The 16,215-nt window shown below is 73.3% G+C and carries 16 protein-coding genes; 8 read left to right on the top strand and 8 right to left on the bottom strand.

The genetic code is table 11. The features are described from left to right. Positions 1-18: 18 nt before the first annotated feature. Complete coding sequence (locus K7G60_RS05550; RefSeq protein ID WP_225799655.1) at positions 19-681, bottom strand: SCO2322 family protein; 663 nt, start codon at positions 679-681, stop codon at positions 19-21. Next, positions 678-1,922, bottom strand: a complete 1,245-nt coding sequence (locus tag K7G60_RS05545; protein WP_225799654.1) for a prenyltransferase/squalene oxidase repeat-containing protein — start codon at positions 1,920-1,922, stop codon at positions 678-680. The genes K7G60_RS05550 and K7G60_RS05545 overlap by 4 nt, the downstream gene beginning before the upstream one ends. Positions 1,923-2,329: 407 nt before the next feature. Between K7G60_RS05545 and K7G60_RS05540 the strand changes: the two genes are divergently transcribed. Next, complete coding sequence (locus K7G60_RS05540) at positions 2,330-4,018, top strand: protein kinase (RefSeq protein WP_374115589.1); 1,689 nt, start codon at positions 2,330-2,332, stop codon at positions 4,016-4,018. 10 nt (positions 4,019-4,028) lie between these two features. Here K7G60_RS05540 and K7G60_RS05535 read toward each other — a convergent pair whose 3' ends face one another. Then, on the bottom strand, positions 4,029-5,066 hold the full coding sequence (locus tag K7G60_RS05535) for an MBL fold metallo-hydrolase (RefSeq protein ID WP_225799652.1): 1,038 nt from the start codon (positions 5,064-5,066) through the stop codon (positions 4,029-4,031). Between the two features lie 363 nt (positions 5,067-5,429). Continuing rightward, positions 5,430-6,044: an RICIN domain-containing protein gene (locus K7G60_RS05530; RefSeq protein WP_225799651.1), complete on the bottom strand. Its 615-nt coding sequence runs from the start codon at positions 6,042-6,044 to the stop codon at positions 5,430-5,432. A 300-nt stretch (positions 6,045-6,344) separates the two neighbouring features. Between K7G60_RS05530 and K7G60_RS05525 the strand changes: the two genes are divergently transcribed. From K7G60_RS05525 to K7G60_RS05515, 3 genes are all read left to right on the top strand, one after another. After that, the gene (locus K7G60_RS05525) at positions 6,345-7,805 is read left to right on the top strand and encodes an aldehyde dehydrogenase (protein ID WP_225799650.1); all 1,461 of its coding nucleotides are present in this window, start codon (positions 6,345-6,347) and stop codon (positions 7,803-7,805) included. Beyond that, positions 7,805-8,038, top strand: a complete 234-nt coding sequence (locus K7G60_RS05520) for a ferredoxin (RefSeq protein WP_093876340.1) — start codon at positions 7,805-7,807, stop codon at positions 8,036-8,038. Before K7G60_RS05525 ends, K7G60_RS05520 begins: the two co-directional genes overlap by 1 nt. Before the next feature lie 105 nt (positions 8,039-8,143). Further along, positions 8,144-8,665 (top strand): hypothetical protein, encoded by a 522-nt coding sequence (locus K7G60_RS05515; RefSeq protein ID WP_225799787.1) that lies wholly within the window; start codon positions 8,144-8,146, stop codon positions 8,663-8,665. A 46-nt stretch (positions 8,666-8,711) separates the two neighbouring features. On the opposite strand, the gene K7G60_RS05510 is transcribed toward K7G60_RS05515, so the two are convergent. Further along, positions 8,712-9,335 carry a TetR family transcriptional regulator gene (locus tag K7G60_RS05510; RefSeq protein ID WP_225799649.1) on the bottom strand — a complete coding sequence of 208 codons (624 nt, stop codon included), beginning with the start codon at positions 9,333-9,335 and terminating at the stop codon, positions 8,712-8,714. A gap of 216 nt (positions 9,336-9,551) precedes the next feature. Here K7G60_RS05510 and K7G60_RS05505 point away from each other — a divergent pair, with 216 nt between their 5' ends. The 4 genes from K7G60_RS05505 to K7G60_RS05490 all read left to right on the top strand — a co-directional run bounded on the left by K7G60_RS05505 (position 9,552) and on the right by K7G60_RS05490 (position 13,812). Then, positions 9,552-10,871: a glycosyltransferase family 4 protein gene (locus K7G60_RS05505; protein ID WP_225799648.1), complete on the top strand. Its 1,320-nt coding sequence runs from the start codon at positions 9,552-9,554 to the stop codon at positions 10,869-10,871. Between the two features lie 112 nt (positions 10,872-10,983). Continuing rightward, positions 10,984-11,763 carry a class I SAM-dependent methyltransferase gene (locus K7G60_RS05500; RefSeq protein ID WP_225799647.1) on the top strand — a complete coding sequence of 260 codons (780 nt, stop codon included), beginning with the start codon at positions 10,984-10,986 and terminating at the stop codon, positions 11,761-11,763. Further along, complete coding sequence (locus K7G60_RS05495; RefSeq protein WP_225799646.1) at positions 11,760-12,848, top strand: prenyltransferase; 1,089 nt, start codon at positions 11,760-11,762, stop codon at positions 12,846-12,848. The genes K7G60_RS05500 and K7G60_RS05495 overlap by 4 nt, the downstream gene beginning before the upstream one ends. Before the next feature lie 133 nt (positions 12,849-12,981). Beyond that, positions 12,982-13,812 (top strand): XRE family transcriptional regulator, encoded by an 831-nt coding sequence (locus K7G60_RS05490; RefSeq protein ID WP_225799645.1) that lies wholly within the window; start codon positions 12,982-12,984, stop codon positions 13,810-13,812. On the opposite strand, the gene K7G60_RS05485 is transcribed toward K7G60_RS05490, so the two are convergent. The 3 genes from K7G60_RS05485 to K7G60_RS05475 all read right to left on the bottom strand — a co-directional run bounded on the left by K7G60_RS05485 (position 13,778) and on the right by K7G60_RS05475 (position 16,127). Further along, a complete protein-coding gene (locus tag K7G60_RS05485) occupies positions 13,778-14,740 on the bottom strand; it encodes a hypothetical protein (RefSeq protein ID WP_225799644.1) in 963 nt (320 codons plus the stop codon). The genes K7G60_RS05490 and K7G60_RS05485 overlap by 35 nt on opposite strands. A gap of 109 nt (positions 14,741-14,849) precedes the next feature. After that, entirely contained in the window at positions 14,850-15,299 is a 450-nt protein-coding gene (locus K7G60_RS05480) for a hypothetical protein (RefSeq protein ID WP_225799643.1), read from the bottom strand. Positions 15,300-15,428: 129 nt separating this feature from the next. Beyond that, positions 15,429-16,127 carry an AraC family transcriptional regulator gene (locus K7G60_RS05475; RefSeq protein ID WP_225799642.1) on the bottom strand — a complete coding sequence of 233 codons (699 nt, stop codon included), beginning with the start codon at positions 16,125-16,127 and terminating at the stop codon, positions 15,429-15,431. Positions 16,128-16,215: the final 88 nt, after the last annotated feature.

Here is a 16,215-nt window from a genome sequence, read left to right as displayed (position 1 = left end):
GGACGTTACGGGCCGCACTCATGCGCGCCGGCGGGCCTTCCAGATCGCCGCCCCGCCGAGGGCCAGGACGGCCGCCCCGCCGGCCAGCACGCCGAAGGACGGGCCGCCGCCCGATCCCGCCGAAGCCGCCGGAGCGGTGGACGTCGCGGACGCCGTGGTCCTCTCCGCGACCTGCTCGCCGCAGCCGTGCGCCGGGTAGCCCGCGATCCCGCACAGCATGGCCGAGCCGTCGTACCGCAGCGGCTTCGCCACCGCGGCCAGCGCCTCCGCGCCCGTCGCGTCCTCGCCGACCTCCGCACAGCCGACCTCGATCGGCTTCTTCGGCGGGGTCTCCCCGGGCGGCGCGTCCAGGGGGCCGCCGAAGTCGATGACGACGGCGATCCGCTTGGTGCCGTCCTTCTTCTCCACGCCCCCGCATATCCCCGGGAAGTCGGGGGCGGCGGAGGGCAGGGAGGTGTCGTCCGTGCCGTTGCTGATCGCGAAGCGGAAGCCGAGGGCGTCGCCGTCGGAGGGCCGGGCGGTCGCCGGGCCCTGCGTGGCGTACGTCCACGGCTTCCCGCCGTCGCTCTCCCAGAACGACCAGTAGCGGTAGCCGGCCGCCTGCGCCGGGGCCGCCGCGACCGCGGTCAGGGTGAGGAGCGCCCCGGCCGCGGCGCCCGCGACCTTCGTCCCGGCGGTCACTTCTTGCGGCCGCTCACGAGGAAGCCGACGCCGACGCCGACGAGCGTGCCGATGCCGATGATCCACCAGACGTCGAAGCCGGCCTCGTCGTCGCTGGTGGAGGAGGCGGAGGTGTCCGGCGTCTTGGGCGCGGGGCCGGTGGCGTTGAGCTGCTCGACCAGGTCCGCCGTGCCGAACTCGCGCGGGTCGGTGTCCGTGGCGCGGGCCGCCAGGATCAGCTGCGCGTAGGCCGCCGGCCCGCCCTCCTTCGCCCAGGCCGCGGAGTTCTTCTCCAGCCACGTCAGGGCCGGTTCGGCCTCCTTGGCGGCGCCGGCGGCGGCGAGTGCGACGACGGCGTCGGCGGTGTTGCCGATGTCGGGCTGCTCGGCGGTGTCGGTGGCGCCCGGCATCGGCGGCAGGGTGAGGTGCCCGGTCTTCGCGAGGGCCTTCGACAGGTAGGAGGCGCCGTTCAGCGCGGCCCGCTCGACGGTCGGCTTCGACAGGTCGGTGCAGGTCGGCGGCTGCTCGGGGGAGGCCTTGGTGGCCACGACGCTCTTGCCGAGCCCGGCGAGGGTGGCGGCCGCGGTGGCGTCGGCGTTGGCGAGGAGCTTGCCGGTCTTGTCCGGCTGGTACGCGAAGGCCCCGGCGCCGTCCTCGTCCGAGCAGGGCAGGGCGAAGGCGAGGAGCGCGTCGTAGGGGGTGCGGCCCTCGGCGGAGGTGAACGAACCGGGCCGCACGCCGATCGCGGCGAGCGCGCCGACGACGACCGAGGTGGAGTTGGCGTCGCTCGCGCCGCCGGCGCCGTAGCCCCAGCCGCCGTCCTTGTTCTGCACGCTCCGCAGCCAGTCGGAGCCGGCCTTGACGGCCTTGTCGATCGCCTCCGGGGCGGCGGCCTGGCGGCGCACGGCGCGGAGCGCCTGGACGGCGACGGCGGTGGCGTTGGTGTCCCGCATCGTCTTCGCGTCGCAGGGCTTCGACACGTCCGCGCGGTACGAGGCGAACGAGCCGTCGGCGCACTGCTGGCCCAGCAGCCAGTCCACGGCCGGGTCGGCGGGCTGGTAGCCGGTGCCGCGCTGGGCGAGGAAGGCGAGCGACTGCCGCCAGACACCGTCGTACGTCGGGTCCTTCGTGCCGTACAGGCCGGACGGGAGCGTGCCCGCGGAGGGCGACGGCGAGGGCGCGGCGGAGGCCGCTCCGGCTGCTCCGGTGCCGAGCACGGCTGCGGCGGCGAGCGCGGCGGCGCCGCGGCGGACGGTGTTCATGGGGCCCTCTCCTGGGGCCGGGCACCGGCACGCCTCGGGGGCACCAGGCTCCGGCTCCGTATTCCTCGACGGTGCCGGCGGTCACGTCCCGGGCGGGGCATTCCGGCTCGCCGCTCTCCCTGAGCGGCTCACCGCCTGGGGAAGGGCCGGTGCCGGATTTCCACCGGCTTCCCCCCGTACGGGCATGATGACGACGGGCCCACTCTACCGACCCGTAGGAACGCCTCCCCGGGCGGGAGGCGCCTCACGGACCGGCGTGCGGAAGGGCCCCGGAAGGGCCCCGGGCGGGCTTCGCGAGCACGCTGCCGAGGGGCCGGTCGCTGTGCCATGCTGACGCCGCCGGCCACGCGCGCGTGGCCGGCGGGAGCAGGACGACGGCGTTTTCACGGGGGTGCGGAATGCGGGCGTTGACCGAGAGCGACCCGCGGAGGGTCGGTTCGTACCGGGTCCTCTACCGGTTGGGCGAGGGCGGCATGGGCCGCGTCTACCTGGGCCGCTCGCGGGGCGGCCGGACGGTCGCGCTCAAGGTGGTGCACGGCGCCCTCGCCGGGGACCCGGGCTTCCGGACGCGCTTCGCCCGCGAGGTGCGGGCCGCCCAGTCGTTACGCGGAGCCGGCACGGTCCCGGTCCTCGACGCCGACCCGGACGCGGAGGTGCCCTGGCTGGCCACCGCGTACGTGCCGGGCCCCGCGCTCTCCGAGGCGGTCCTCGCACACGGCCCGCTCCCCGAACCGGCCCTGTGGCGGCTGCTCTCCGGCCTCGCGCACGCCCTCGACGGCGTGCACCGGGCGGGGCTCGTGCACCGGGACGTCAAACCGTCCAACGTGCTGCTCTCGCCGTCCGGCCCCCTGCTCATCGACTTCGGCATCGCGCGCTCCGCCGACGAGACGGTCCTGACGGGGACGGGCCTGGTCGTCGGCTCGCCCGGTTTCATGTCGCCGGAGCAGGCGGAGGGGCGGACGGTCGGCCCCGCCGCTGACCTCTTCTCGCTCGGCGCGGTGCTGGCGTTCGCGGCGACCGGGCGCGGGCCCTTCGGCGGCGGCTCGGTGGCGGAGCTGCTCTACCGGCTCGTCCACCACGAGCCCGACCTCGCCGGGGTCGAGGGGCCGTTCGCGGAGCTCGTACGGCGCTGCCTGGCCAAGCGGCCGGACGACCGCCCGCCGGTGGCCGAGCTCGCCGCGACCGCGGACGCCCACCGGGAGGAGTCGGGGAGCTGGCTGCCGGCCCCGGTGGTCGCGGCGATCGCGCAGAAGGCGGAGGAGCTGCTCAACGCGGAGGCGGAGTCCGAGCCGGAGCCTGGGCGAGGAGCGGATCCGGAGCCGGGGCGAGGACCGGAGTCCGAGCCGGAACCGGAACGGAGCTCGGCGTCGGAGCCGGGATCCGCTCCTGCGAGAGCCGGTGCCGGTACCGGTACGAGTGCGCCCACCGCCGTCACCGCCGTCCTCCCGCAGCCGCCCCCGCCGCCCCCGACCGCCCTCCTGCCCACCCCCGCGCCGAACCCCGTGTCCACCCCCGTACCCACCCCCGCGCCCGCCCGCGCGCCCGTCCGGGGGCCGGCCGCCGTGCCACGGGCCCGGGCCGCCTCGACGGGGGTGCCGTCCGCGCGGGAGCGCGCCGTGCGGACGCTGACCGCGGGTCTGGGGAGGCCGCTCCTCGGCCTGTTCTACCTGGTGCCGATGGTGGTCTTCCTCGTCGGCGGGGTCGATCTCCTGAGCCGGGCGACGGAGTACCCCTCGCTCTCCGACCAGGCGCAAGGCCCCTACCAGTGGGCGATGGACGCCTGGTGGCGCGTTCCCGTGACGCTGCTCCTGTTCGCCGCGATGGCCGGCCTCCAGGGCTACCGGCGGAGGCTGCTCACGGTCCGGCCCGGCCGGGTCCGACTGTGGTCGGCCGGGGTCGCCGTCTACTGGATGGCCCTGATCGCCGCACTGACCCTGCACCTCCTCTGGTTCCTGTTCGTCGAGAACGGCTACGACTCCTACGAACACGGCGGGGATCACTGGCTGTGGTGGGTGGCCGTTCCGGTGATGCTGCTCGGCGGCGGCATCTCCCCGCTGGTCCTGATCATGTCCCTCATCCGCCTCTTCAGGGCCTGAGGCCGGGTCCTCACACGGCGACGTACGCGACGGGCTCCGTGCCCGCCACCGGCTCCGCGCGCCCGAGCTTCACCAGGCGGCGGAGATGGGCCTCGGCCTCGCTGACGGCGATGTTGCGGGAGCCGTGGGGGATCTGCTCCCAGGGGCGGTTCCACTCCATGCGCTCGGCGAGCTGCCAGGGCGTGAGCGGGGTCGCGAGGAGGGCGAGGAGGCCGGTGAGGCGTTCCTCGTGGTGGTCGAGGAGTTCGCGGACCCGGCCGGCGGCGTCGGCGAAGGCGTGCTGGTGGGCGGGGAGGACCTCGGCGACGCCGAGCCGGCCGATCCGTTCGAGGGAGTCGAGGTAGTCGCCGAGGGGATCGGTCTCGGTGAGGTCGTCGGGGTCCTCGTAGAGGCCGATGTGCGGGGAGATCCCGGGCAGCAGGTGGTCGCCGGAGAAGAGCCGGCCGTGGCCGGGCAGCCGGGAGGGGTGCTCCTCCTCCAGGTGCAGACAGACGTGCCCGGGGGTGTGGCCGGGCGTCCAGATCGCGCGCAGCCGCCGTCCGGCCAGGTCGAGGAGCTCGCCGGGGACGATCTCGCGGTCGGGGAGGGCCGAGCGGAGGCCGGGCAGGGTCCGCGTCCGGCCGGAGGCGCGGGCGGCCCGCAGCGGGGCGATGTGCTCGTCGGGGGCGCCGACGGCGGCGAGCTTGCGGGCGAGGTAGTCGAACCAGGTGCCGGGCTCGGACTCACGGGTGCGGCGGACGACGGCCGTGTCGGCGGCGTGCATGGCGATCCAGGCCCCGGACTCCTCGCGGACCCGGCCGGAGAGTCCGTGGTGGTCGGGGTGGTGGTGGGTGATGACGACCCCGTGGACCTCCCGTACGGACAGTCCCAGGGCGGTGAGTCCGTCGGTGAGTTCGGTCCAGGAGGCCGGGTCGTCCCAGCCCGTGTCGACGAGGACCGGGCCGCGGTCGGTGTCGAGGACGTGGACGAGGGTGTGGCCCAGCGGATTGTCCGGGATGGGCACCCGCAGGGACCAGACGCCTCCGCCGTGCTCGGTCACCTGGGTCATGAGGTTTCCTCATCTCGCCGACGTCACTTCCGCGCTCATCGTCCACGCTCATCATAGCGAGAACTGATGGCCTGTCAGAATGCTCTGAGATGTGGATGGTCGTGCCGGTGGGCGTGTCGCGCTCGCATCGTTGTGGCCGGCCGCGGCCGACTCCCTTCGTGCGACCGGGCGGCCGGGGTCCGGGGCGGGCCGAGTGCCCGCTCCTGAACCCCGTGGCCGACCGTCACCGGTGATGCGGGCCGGGGGCGGGCCGCCTCCGCGGGTGGCGGAGGCGGCCTGGCGGTGCCGGGAATCCTGCGGGCGGCCCCCCTGCTCAGGGGGCGGGTCGCTCACCGCTCCGAGGCGCGGATCCGTTCCGGCGGTTCAGCGGTTCCATGCCTGGTAGCCGTTGACGTAGCTCGCCTCGCTGCACGTGTGAAGGCGCAGGCCGTTGGCGGAGCTGTAGTCCAGGCACTGGCCGGTGGCTATGTTCTTCCAGGTGTACCAGCCCTGGGTGCCGTACCCGGCCACCCACTTCTGGTAGCCGTTGTTGTAGCTGGCGTCGCTGCACGCGTGCGTGCGCACGCCGTAGTTGGCGCTGCCGTCCAGGCACTCACCGGTGGCCACGTTCTGGAACTTGTAGTACCCGGTGTCGGACTTGGTCCCCTTCCACATCTGGTAGCCGTTGTTGTAGCTGGCGTCGCTGCACTGGTGCATCCGCAGCCCGTAGTTGGCGCTGTCGTCCATGCAGGTGCCGTACAGGTAGTTGCGGAATTCCTTGTACCCGATGGTGACGGTGCTTTCGGACGAGGCGTCGGTCGCGTCCGGGGACTCCGAGAGGTTGTGCAGGGTCGATGCGTCCCGGGCCGTCATGGCGGGGTCGCCCGATGTGGCCGACGACGTGGCGCTCGGGTCCACCGAGGCGGCCGCGCCGGGCGCGGTGGCGAACGCTCCGATCAGACCGAGGGCGGCGGTGGCAAGGGCGAGAGTCTTTCTCATGGGTGAAGTCTCCTGAGTCGTAAGGTTCTTGATCTTTTCGGCGACTTCGTACCACCCCTCCAATGGCACGAAGATGATCATGATCGCGCGTGGCCTGCCGCGAAGTCCAGGACTTCGGTCGATGTCGAGCCCCAGGGGAGGCCTGGTGGCGGCCCCGGCGATGGGGAATCTGCTGGTGGGGGCCGTTTCGGTCGCATGTCTGGCCAAGTGAAACTAGAACTGGTATCAGTTCTGATGCACTGTCAGAGGATGCGTCCCCAGGGATTCGTCGACGACATCCCTCCCCGGAAGGCGGCGGTCATGACCGAGCTTGTGGAGCACGGAAAGCTGTTCATCGGCGGGGAGTTGGCCGACCCGCTCGGCGACGGGGTCATCGAGGTGATCTCCCCGCACACCGAGCAGGTCATCGGCCGCGTCCCGCACGCCTCCGAGGCCGACGTCGACCGGGCCGTCGCCGCCGCCCGCCGGGCCTTCGACGAAGGGCCCTGGCCCCGCACGACGCTCGAGGAACGGATCGCCGTCGTCACCCGCATCAAGGACGCCATCGCCGTCCGGTACGAGGAGATCGGCCGCTCCATCAGCGCGCAGAACGGCTCCCCGTACTCCTGGTCCGTCCTCGCCCAGGCGCTCGGCGCGATGATGGTCTGGGACGCGGCGATCACCGTCGCCCGGGACTTCCCGTACGAGGAGCGGCGCGGCGGCGCCCTCGGACCGCTGCTCGTGCGGCGCGAGCCGGTCGGCGTCGTCGCGGCCGTCGTTCCGTGGAACGTGCCGCAGTTCACCGCGGCCGCCAAACTGGGCCCCGCGCTGCTCGCCGGCTGCACGGTGGTCCTCAAGCCCTCGCCGGAGGCGCCCCTCGACTCGTACATCCTCGGCGAGATCGCGGCCGAGGCCGGCCTCCCCGAGGGGGTCCTGTCGATCCTGCCCGCCGACCGGGAGGTCAGCGAGTACCTGGTCGGCCACCCCGGCGTCGACAAGGTCTCCTTCACCGGCTCGGTCGCCGCCGGCAAGCGGGTCATGGAGGTCGCCTCCCGCAACCTCACCCGCGTCACCCTCGAACTGGGCGGCAAGTCGGCCGCCGTGATCCTGCCGGACGCCGACCTGGAGACCGCCGTCGCCGGGATCGTCCCGGCCGCCTGGATGAACAACGGGCAGGCGTGCGTGGCCCAGACCCGCATCCTCGCCCCCCGCTCGCGGTACGAGGAGATCGCCGAGGCCTTCGCGGCGGCGGCCGGCGCGCTCGTCGTCGGCGATCCGCTCGACCCGGCCACCCAGGTCGGCCCGCTCGTCGCCCGGCGCCAGCAGCGGCGCTCCCTCGACTACATCGGGATCGGCCAGGCGGAGGGCGCGAAGCTGCTCGCCGGCGGCGGCCGCCCGGACGGCCTCGACCGCGGCTGGTACGTCGAGCCGACCCTCTTCGGCGACGTCGACAACTCCATGCGGATCGCCCGCGAGGAGATCTTCGGCCCGGTGGTCTGCCTCCTGCCGTACGGGGACGAGGCCGAGGCCCTGCGGATCGCGAACGACTCCGACTTCGGGCTCAGCGGCAGCGTCTGGACCGGGGACGTGGAGCACGGCATCGACTTCGCCCGGGCCGTGCGCACCGGCACCTTCAACGTCAACACCTTCAGCCTCGACATGCTCGGCCCCTTCGGCGGATACAAGAGCTCGGGCCTGGGGCGGGAGTTCGGCCCCGAGGGCTTCGGCGAGTACCTGGAGCACAAGATGATCCACCTGCCGGCCGGATACGGGGACGCGTGATGGGCGACCGCTGGCACGTCGAGGTCGACCGGAGCGTCTGCATCGGCTCCGGCATGTGCGTCAACCACGCCCCGGCCGGCTTCCGCCTCGACACGGCCCGCCAGTCCCATCCGGTGGAACCGGAGGCGGACGCGGGCGAACGCCTCCTCGCGGCGGCGGAGGGCTGCCCGGTGGAGGCGATCCTGATCACCCTGGCGGACGGAGGGGAACCGGTGTTCCCGCCGGAGGAGTGATCCGGATCGACGGCGCTGTCGTTCCCACGTGCAAAACTGTGACCCTTGGTCACGGGGGCGACGGGCCTTCGTGCGCGTGGGATCGGGAGTGTTGTGCGCAAGGGGATGTGGGTGGCCGCGGCCGCCGGTGTGGTGCTGCTCGTCGCGGGCTGTGGTAGCGAGGGCGGTGCGGACAAGGGCGGTTCGGCCTCGGCCGGTTCGGCCTCTACGGGCGGCTCGGGCGGTTCGGGTTCGAGCGGCGAGAAGCTCGACGCGGCCGCGGTCACCAAGGAGTTGACGGACGCGGCGACCGGGGCCGGCTTCACGCAGGACTCCTCCGGCGAGGCCGTGCCCGCGGAGCTGAAGGACTGCATGGTCTCCTGGACGGCCGACGGCGAGAAGGCCGCCGACCCGAAGAAGTCCTACGCGGACACGATCGCCACCCTGACCGGCGGCGGCTGGACCGAGGCGCGCAGCTCCGAGCTGCAGGGCTCGGTCATCAAGTCCCTGACCAAGAGCACCTGGCAGCTCCAGGCCAGCAACCACGCGACGGGCCCGCTGAAGCTCGTCATGTTCGTCGCCACCGACGCCTCCCCGGAGTGCGAGGCGCTCATGGAGGCGGAGAACGCCAAGCACAAGAAGCCCTGAGGCACCGGTGCCGCCGCGCCCCCGCACCGGGGCGCGGCGGCACCGCTCAGGCCGAGGGCTCCGGTGCGGTCAGGTCGATCAGCCGGCAGACCGTCTCGATGTCGATCTTCACCTGTGCGATCGAGGCACGTCCGGACAGCCAGGTGATCAGCGCCGAGTGCCAGGTGTGCTCGATCACCCGGACCGCCGAGAGCTGGCTCGGGGTCGGGTGCTCCGCCCCCATCGCGTCCAGGATGATCGCGGTCGTCAGCCGGGAGACCGTGTCGACCTCGGGGCTCACGCTGCGGTCCGCGAAGGTCAGCGCCCGCACCATGGCGTCGGCCAGCTGCGGCTCCCGCTGGAGCGCCCGGAAGGCGCGCATCAGGGTCTCGGCGACCCGCTCCGCCGGGTCCGCGCCGGCGGGCGGCCGCTTCCGCAGCGTGGTGTGCATGTGCTGGAGCTGGTCCTGCATGGTCGCCACGAGCAGGTGGATCTTGGAGGGGAAGTAGCGGTAGAGCGTGCCGAGGGCGACCCCCGCCGCCTCGGCGACCTCCCGCATCTGCACGGCGTCGAAGCCGCCCCTGGCGGCGAGCTGGGCGCTGGCGTTCAGGATGCGGCGGCGCCGCGCCTCCTGGCGCTCCGTGAGGGGCGGCGACGCGGGTCTGTGGTCCGCCCTGTTGTCTGCGGTCATGGGGTCCCGTTCCGTGCGGCTTCCGTGCGGTGGGGAGCGACAGTATGGCGGCACGTCCGCCGTGGCGCGAATCACCCGTTCCGGCTCTCACGACGGAGCTACCTGCCGGTAGATTCTGTGCTCCTTGAAGGATCAAGAACGATCAAGTCTGTAACTTGTTCTAGATTAGCGCGAGCGGTTACGCTCCGGCGAAACCACGCTCGAAGGGGGTCGCGCATGACCGCTGAGGCCATAGAGGCAAGCCCCCGGCAGGGCGCCGCCGCGGCCGGTGACAGTCCGTTGCGGATCGCTCTCCTCACGTACAAGGGCAACCCGTTCTGCGGGGGCCAGGGCGTCTACGTCCGGCACCTCTCCCGCGAGCTCGCCCGCCTCGGGCACACCGTCGAGGTCATCGGCTCCCAGCCGTACCCGACGCTCGACGAGGGCGTGCCGCTCACCGAGATCTCCAGCCTCGACCTGTACCGCTCGCCGGACCCCTTCCGGACCCCGAAGCGCGGGGAGTACAGGGACTGGATCGACGCCCTCGAGGTCGCCACCATGTGGACCGGCGGCTTCCCCGAGCCGCTCACCTTCTCCCTGCGGGCCCGGCGCCTGCTCGCCGCCCGCCGCGGCGACTTCGACGTCGTCCACGACAACCAGACCCTCGGGTACGGACTCCTCGGCGGCCCGCGCGCCATCGGCGCGCCCCTCGTCACGACGATCCACCACCCGATCACCGTCGACCGGCAGCTCGAACTCGACGCCGCCGCCGACTGGAAGCGCCGCGCCTCCGTCCGCCGCTGGTACGCCTTCACCAACATGCAGAAGAAGGTCGCCCGCCGGCTGCCGTCCGTGCTCACCGTCTCCGGCACCTCCCGCCAGGAGATCGTCGACCACCTCGGCGTCCGCGAGGACCGCATCAAGGTCGTCCACATCGGCGCCGACACCGACCTCTGGTCCCCGGACCCGTCCGTCGCCGAGGTCCCCGGCCGGATCGTCACCACCTCCAGCGCCGACGTCCCCCTCAAGGGCCTCGTCCACCTGATCGAGGCGCTCGCCAAGCTCCGCACCGAGAACCCCGACGCGCACCTGGTCGTCGTCGGCAAGCGCGCGGAGGACGGCCCGGTCGCGCAGGCCATCGAGCGGTACGGGCTCGACGGCGCCGTCGAGTTCGTCAAGGGCGTCAGCGACGCCGAGCTCGTCGACCTCTACCGGTCCGCGCAGGTCGCCTGCGTGCCCTCGCTGTACGAGGGCTTCTCGCTGCCGGCCGCGGAGGGGATGGCGACGGGGACTCCGCTGGTGGCCACCACGGGCGGCGCCATCCCGGAGGTCGCCGGACCCGACGGCGAGACCTGCCTGGCCGTGCCGCCCGGTGACGCGGGGGCGCTTTCCGCCGCGCTCGGGCGGGTGCTGGGCGATCCCGAGCTGCGGGCGCGGCTCGGTGCGGCCGGGCGCGAGCGGGTGCTGTCCCGGTTCACGTGGGCTCGTGCGGCCCAGGGCACCGCCGAGCTGTACCGCGAAGCGGTGGCCCGTCAGGGAGCCGGAGTCCGCCGGTGAGGACTCGCCCCGTCCGCCGGGTGCGGCCCGGTGGGCGGGTCGTGCCCACCCGTTCCGCCCTGCGGAACGCCTGCCCACAACGTCTCTCCAACCCCGAAAGCAGGCCGTCCTCGTGCTGACCGTCGACTTCACCCGCTTCCCGCTCGCCCCCGGCGACCGTGTGCTCGACCTGGGCTGCGGTGCGGGCCGGCACGCCTTCGAGTGCTACCGGCGCGGCGCCCAGGTCGTGGCCCTCGACCAGAACGGCGAGGAGATCCGCGAGGTCGCCAAGTGGTTCGCCGCCATGAAGGAGGCCGGCGAGGCCCCCGCCGGCGCGACCGCCACCGCGATGGAGGGCGACGCCCTCAACCTGCCGTTCCCCGACGAGTCCTTCGACGTCGTCATCATCTCCGAGGTCATGGAGCACATCCCCGACGACAAGGGCGTGCTCGCCGAGATGGTCCGCGTCCTCAAGCCGGGCGGCCGGATCGCGATCACCGTGCCCCGGTACGGCCCCGAGAAGGTCTGCTGGGCACTCTCCGACGCGTACCACGAGGTCGAGGGCGGCCACATCCGCATCTACAAGGCCGACGAACTGCTCGGCAAGATCCGGCAGGCCGGCCTCAGGCCGTACGGCACCCACCACGCGCACGCGCTGCACTCGCCGTACTGGTGGCTGAAGTGCGCCTTCGGCGTCGACAACGACAAGGCGCTGCCGGTCCGCGCGTACCACAAGCTCCTGGTCTGGGACATCATGAAGAAGCCCGCCCTGACCCGGGTCGCCGAGCAGCTGCTCAACCCGGTCGTCGGCAAGAGCTTCGTGGCGTACGCGACCAAGCCCCACCTTCCGAAGGCCGCCGTGGACCCCGCCGGCACCGCGGACTCCGCCGACACCGCGGACGCGGCCAAGTGACGTCTCCCGAGCGGATCGCGGAGCACCTCGTCCTGCCCGGGGTGCTCACCGCCGAGCAGGCCGCCGAGACCGTGGCGGGGATACTCGCCGTGCAGCGCGAGGACGGCGCCATCCCCTGGTTCCGCGGCCACCACCTGGACCCGTGGGACCACACCGAGGCCGCCATGGCCCTCGACACGGCCGGCGAGCACGCCGCCGCGGCCCGCGCCTACGAGTGGCTCGCCCGCCACCAGAACGCCGACGGCTCCTGGTGCGCGGCCTACCACGACGGCGACCCGGAGCAGGTCACCGACCGGAGCCGCGAGTCCAACTTCGTCGCGTACATCGCGGTCGGCGTCTGGCACCACTACCTCTCCACCGGCGACGACGCCTTCCTCGACCGGATGTGGCCCGCCGTCTACGCGGCCGTCGAGTTCGTCCTCGGGCTGCAGCAGCCCGGCGGCCAGATCGGCTGGAAGCGCGAGCCCGACGGCACACCGGTGGACGACGCGCTGCTCACCGGCAGCTCCTCCATCCACCAGGCGCTGCGCTGCGCCCTCGCCATCGCAGAGGTCCGCGAGGAGCCGCAGCCCGACTGGGAGCTGGCCGCCGGGGCCCTCCGCCATGCGATCCGCCGGCACCCCGAGCGCTTCCTCGACAAGTCCCGCTACTCGATGGACTGGTACTACCCGGTCCTCGGCGGCGCGGTCACCGGAGCCGAGGCGCAGGCCCGGATCGAGGCCGACTGGGACCGGTTCGTCGTCCCCGGCCTCGGCGTGCGCTGCGTGGTCCCCAACCCCTGGGTCACCGGGGGCGAGAGCTGCGAACTCGCCCTCGCCCTCTGGGCGATGGGGGAGTCCGACCGGGCCCTCACGGTCCTCAAGGACATCCAGCACCTGCGCGCCGGGAACGGCATGTACTGGACGGGGTACGTCTTCGAGGGCGCCACGGAGAGCGACAAGGCCGTGTGGCCCGAGGAGCAGACCGCCTGGACCGCGGGCTCGCTCCTCCTCGCGGTCGCGGCCCTCGGCGGCGAGGAGGCGACCGTCGCCGTCTTCGGCGGCGAGCGGCTGCCGAGCGGCCTGGAGCCCGACTGCTGCGTCTGAATTACCGGCGGATCCTGGCCTGATATGTGCTTGACGCACGCAATTTGTGGGCGTGGGGCACCCCTTACAGCGCTCTAGGATGTGCACGTCCATGACTGGCATGGACATGCATATCAGGGAGAATCGGTCACAGATGGACCGTGCGGGGTCGGTCAAGGACCTGGCGGGCGAGCTGCTCGCGTTGAAGAAGGCATCGGGTTCCAGCTTCGTCCAGCTCAGCGAGAAGACGCACTACGCCAAGTCGTCGTGGGAACGCTGGGTCAACGGCAAGCAGTTCCCGCCGCGCGACGCCGTGGAGAGCCTCGCCCGGCTCTGCGGGACCGACCCGGCCCCGCTGCTCGCGCTCTGGGCCGAAGAGGACGCGCGGCGCACGGCACCGGAACCCGGGACCGGGGCGGAGACCGGGGCCGGGCCGGAGGCGGGGACGGAAGCGGAGGCCGGTGCGGCGACGGCCCGGCGCCGCCGCACCCTGTGGGCCTCGCTCGTGCTCGCGGTCCTCCTCACGGCGGGCGCGATCTCCTACGCCGCCCTCTCCGGCTCCGGCGAACCGTCGGCCGCCCCTCGCCCGAAGCCCGCCGTGAAGGTCGCGGGACCGGCCACCGGCTGCACCCTCACGGGCTGCGAGGGCCGTGACCCGAAGAAGATGAACTGCGGCGCCGACGCCGTCACCGTGCGCACCGGCTCCATCCCCAAGGACCTCGTCATCGAGCTCCGTTACAGCCGGGCCTGCCAGGCCGCCTGGGGCCGGATCTCCTTCGCCCAGGTCGGCGCCACCGTCGTGGTCAACAACTCCGACGGCGCCGCCCAGGCCGACGTCGTCCATTACGACAGGGACGTCTACACACCTCTGATCGCGGCCCCGGACGACGGCTCGGTGTGGGTCTGCGCGGCCCTGCCGAAGAACGGCCCGCGCAGCTGCACCGGCCGTTTCATCCCGAGCGAGGAGAAGGCGCAGCAGCCGTAGTCGCGAGCACCTCGCGCGCGGCCTTGTCCTGGCGGGCGAGGAGGGCCGTCCAGTCCTCGGAGACGGCCGGGTGCCGGTCCAGCCAGCTCTGCTGGACGGCGGCGAGCCGGGTGTACGCGACGGTCAGGTAGCCGGTCGTGCTCTTGCAGCGCAGATCCGCGCGCAGGACGTCACGGCCGCCGAGGCGGGCCCGCTGGCTGGGCAGCGACTTCAGCAGCGCCTGTGGGTCGCGCTGGCCGGGGAAGCCCGCCCGGTCCATGCACTGCTGCCAGCGGCCGGTCGCGTCCCGGAACCTCGGGTCCTTCTCCAGGGCCGCGCGGGTCTGCTCCTGCCCCTCGAAGAGCAGGATCCGCGTGCGGAGCCAGCGCGCACGGCTGTCGCCGAGCAGGCGCGTCTCGGCCTCGGCGAGACAGCCGTCTCCCGGCCGGGACACGCTCATGCCGAGCTCGCCCTCGACCGTCACCCGCTTGTTCTCGTCGCCGAAGAGGGCCTTCGTGTACGCGGGGGAGGTCTCCGGGCTGCCGGGCTTCGGGGGCGTCTCGCCGGGCTCGGCCGGGGCGGACGGGGCTGAGGAGGAAGGGGGTGTCTCCAGGCCGAAGGGACGCGGCCGTTCGTCCCCGCCGGAGCCCGCCGGAGGCGTGGCCCTAGGGGTGTAGCGGAAGCCCTTCCGCGCCATGCAGTCGATGGCGTGGCGGCGTTCGGCCTCGGCGCTGCGGGCCTGGACGTCGGTCCAGGCGAAGAGGCGGTCGGTGACGGGCGGCATCCGGTGCAGCCGCTCCAGGGCGGCCGTCGACACGAGGGCCTCGTCGGGGACCGGGGGCGCGCTCCGGGCGGAGGCCAGCAGCGTGCCGCCGGCGACGGCGGCTCCGCCCGCCAGGACGGCGGTGAGCGTGAGCAGGACACGGCGGGGACGACGGGTCCCGGTCATGGTGCGGATGCCTTTCGTCGGCGGGAGAGTGGGCGGGGCCCGGTGCACCCCTGTAGCACCGGGCCCCGTTCACGCGTGGTGCGCGGTTTCGCTCGGAAGCGAGGTCTGCTCAGAAGCAGTGGATGGTCGTCGACGGGCGCAGCAGGAGGGAGCTGGCCTGGGCCTCCTGCCAGCTCGCGAGGCTGCCGTAGAAGACCTGGCTGCCGGGGTTCACGCAGAACAGCAGGCCGCCGCCGTAGTTGATGTCGCGGTAGTAGTGGCTCTCGTAGCCGCCCGTGCTGGAGTTGCTGGCGGCACGGACGTTGTCGTTCACGATCTCGCCGGAGCCGCGCGTGCCCGGGTTGTCGTTGAAGTAGTCGTTGGTGAAGTTGGCGTCGCTGTTGTAGTAGTCGTGCGAGCCGCTGTCGCCCAGCTGCGCCCAGTACGCGCAGTGGTACCCGGCGCCGCACATGTAGCCCGCGGAGGCCGAGGTGGCGGTGACGACACCGCCGCCGACGAGCAGCGCGGTGGTGGCGGCGACGACCGCGGCCTTCTTGCGGAGCCCCGTGACCATGCCCATGTTTCGTTCCTTCTTCGTCGGTGATGCGTGCGCGACCGCACGCGGGCGTAAGACTTCCGCCCGGCGCCCGGTCCCGTATTGGAGAAAAACGACGGATCCGTCTCCCGACCCGCTTCCGGGCCCGGAGGCTCAGCCGGCGATCCAGGAGCTCGACGTCCCCCGGTCCGCGAGGAAGCGGCCCGGGGGCATCCCGGTCATCGCCTTGAACTCGAGACCGAGGTGGGCCTGGTCGTAGTAGCCGCACCGGGCGGCCGTGTCGGCGGGCCTGCCGCCCGCCGACAGCAGCCGGATCGCGCGGTTCAGCCGCAGGATCCGGGCGAGCCGCTTCGGGCTGAGGCCGATCTGTTCCCGGAAGCGGCGCTCCAGATGCCGCAGGCTGAAGCCCGTGGCCGCCGCGACCTCGCGGATCTGCAGGGCTCCGGCGGACCGCTCCAGGAGCCGCCAGGCCTCCAGGACGGCCGGCGCGGGTCCGCCGGCCCCGTCCGTCTCCGCCGCCCACCGCAGCAGCGTCTCGTCGAGCAGCGCGAAGCGCTCGGCCCAGCCCGGGAGGTCCGCCAGGGCCTCGCCCAGGAGGCGGGCGCGGTCGCCCAGCACGTCGACCGGGTCGGCGAGGACGTCGGCGAGCTCCGCCAGCGGGGTGCCGCCGAGGAACCGGTGCGCCGCCCAGGGAGCGAGGGCGAGTTCCACGCCGTGGACGTCGCCGCCGTGCCCGAGCACCCGCGCCCGGTTGTGCAGCCCCGACACCAGCGAGGCGTGCCCGCCCGCCCCGCGCACCCGTACTTCGCCCCCGAAACCGATGAGCAGCGACACCCGCCCGCTCGGCACCACCAGCCGCTCCTGCGGCACGCCCGCCGTCGACCGGAACCCCCGATACGTGCCGATGCCCGGCCCCAGCCGGGCGTCCGGCCTCCCGTAG

The sequence above is a fragment of the Streptomyces sp. NK15101 genome (assembly GCF_020400725.1).
Taxonomy (GTDB): domain Bacteria; phylum Actinomycetota; class Actinomycetes; order Streptomycetales; family Streptomycetaceae; genus Streptomyces.
The sequence above is the reverse complement of the archived record's forward strand: the minus strand, read 5'-3'. Positions and strand labels throughout refer to the sequence as shown.

Coding starts and splice junctions, on each gene's coding strand:
- K7G60_RS05545 (WP_225799654.1), bottom strand. CDS start 1,922: ATGAACACCGTCCGCCGCGGCGCCGCCGCGCTCGCCGCCGCAGCCGTG.
- K7G60_RS05535 (WP_225799652.1), bottom strand. CDS start 5,066: ATGACCCAGGTGACCGAGCACGGCGGAGGCGTCTGGTCCCTGCGGGTG.
- K7G60_RS05530 (WP_225799651.1), bottom strand. CDS start 6,044: ATGAGAAAGACTCTCGCCCTTGCCACCGCCGCCCTCGGTCTGATCGGA.
- K7G60_RS05525 (WP_225799650.1), top strand. CDS start 6,345: ATGACCGAGCTTGTGGAGCACGGAAAGCTGTTCATCGGCGGGGAGTTG.
- K7G60_RS05520 (WP_093876340.1), top strand. CDS start 7,805: ATGGGCGACCGCTGGCACGTCGAGGTCGACCGGAGCGTCTGCATCGGC.
- K7G60_RS05515 (WP_225799787.1), top strand. CDS start 8,144: ATGTGGGTGGCCGCGGCCGCCGGTGTGGTGCTGCTCGTCGCGGGCTGT.
- K7G60_RS05510 (WP_225799649.1), bottom strand. CDS start 9,335: ATGACCGCAGACAACAGGGCGGACCACAGACCCGCGTCGCCGCCCCTC.
- K7G60_RS05505 (WP_225799648.1), top strand. CDS start 9,552: ATGACCGCTGAGGCCATAGAGGCAAGCCCCCGGCAGGGCGCCGCCGCG.
- K7G60_RS05490 (WP_225799645.1), top strand. CDS start 12,982: ATGGACCGTGCGGGGTCGGTCAAGGACCTGGCGGGCGAGCTGCTCGCG.
- K7G60_RS05485 (WP_225799644.1), bottom strand. CDS start 14,740: ATGACCGGGACCCGTCGTCCCCGCCGTGTCCTGCTCACGCTCACCGCC.
- K7G60_RS05480 (WP_225799643.1), bottom strand. CDS start 15,299: ATGGGCATGGTCACGGGGCTCCGCAAGAAGGCCGCGGTCGTCGCCGCC.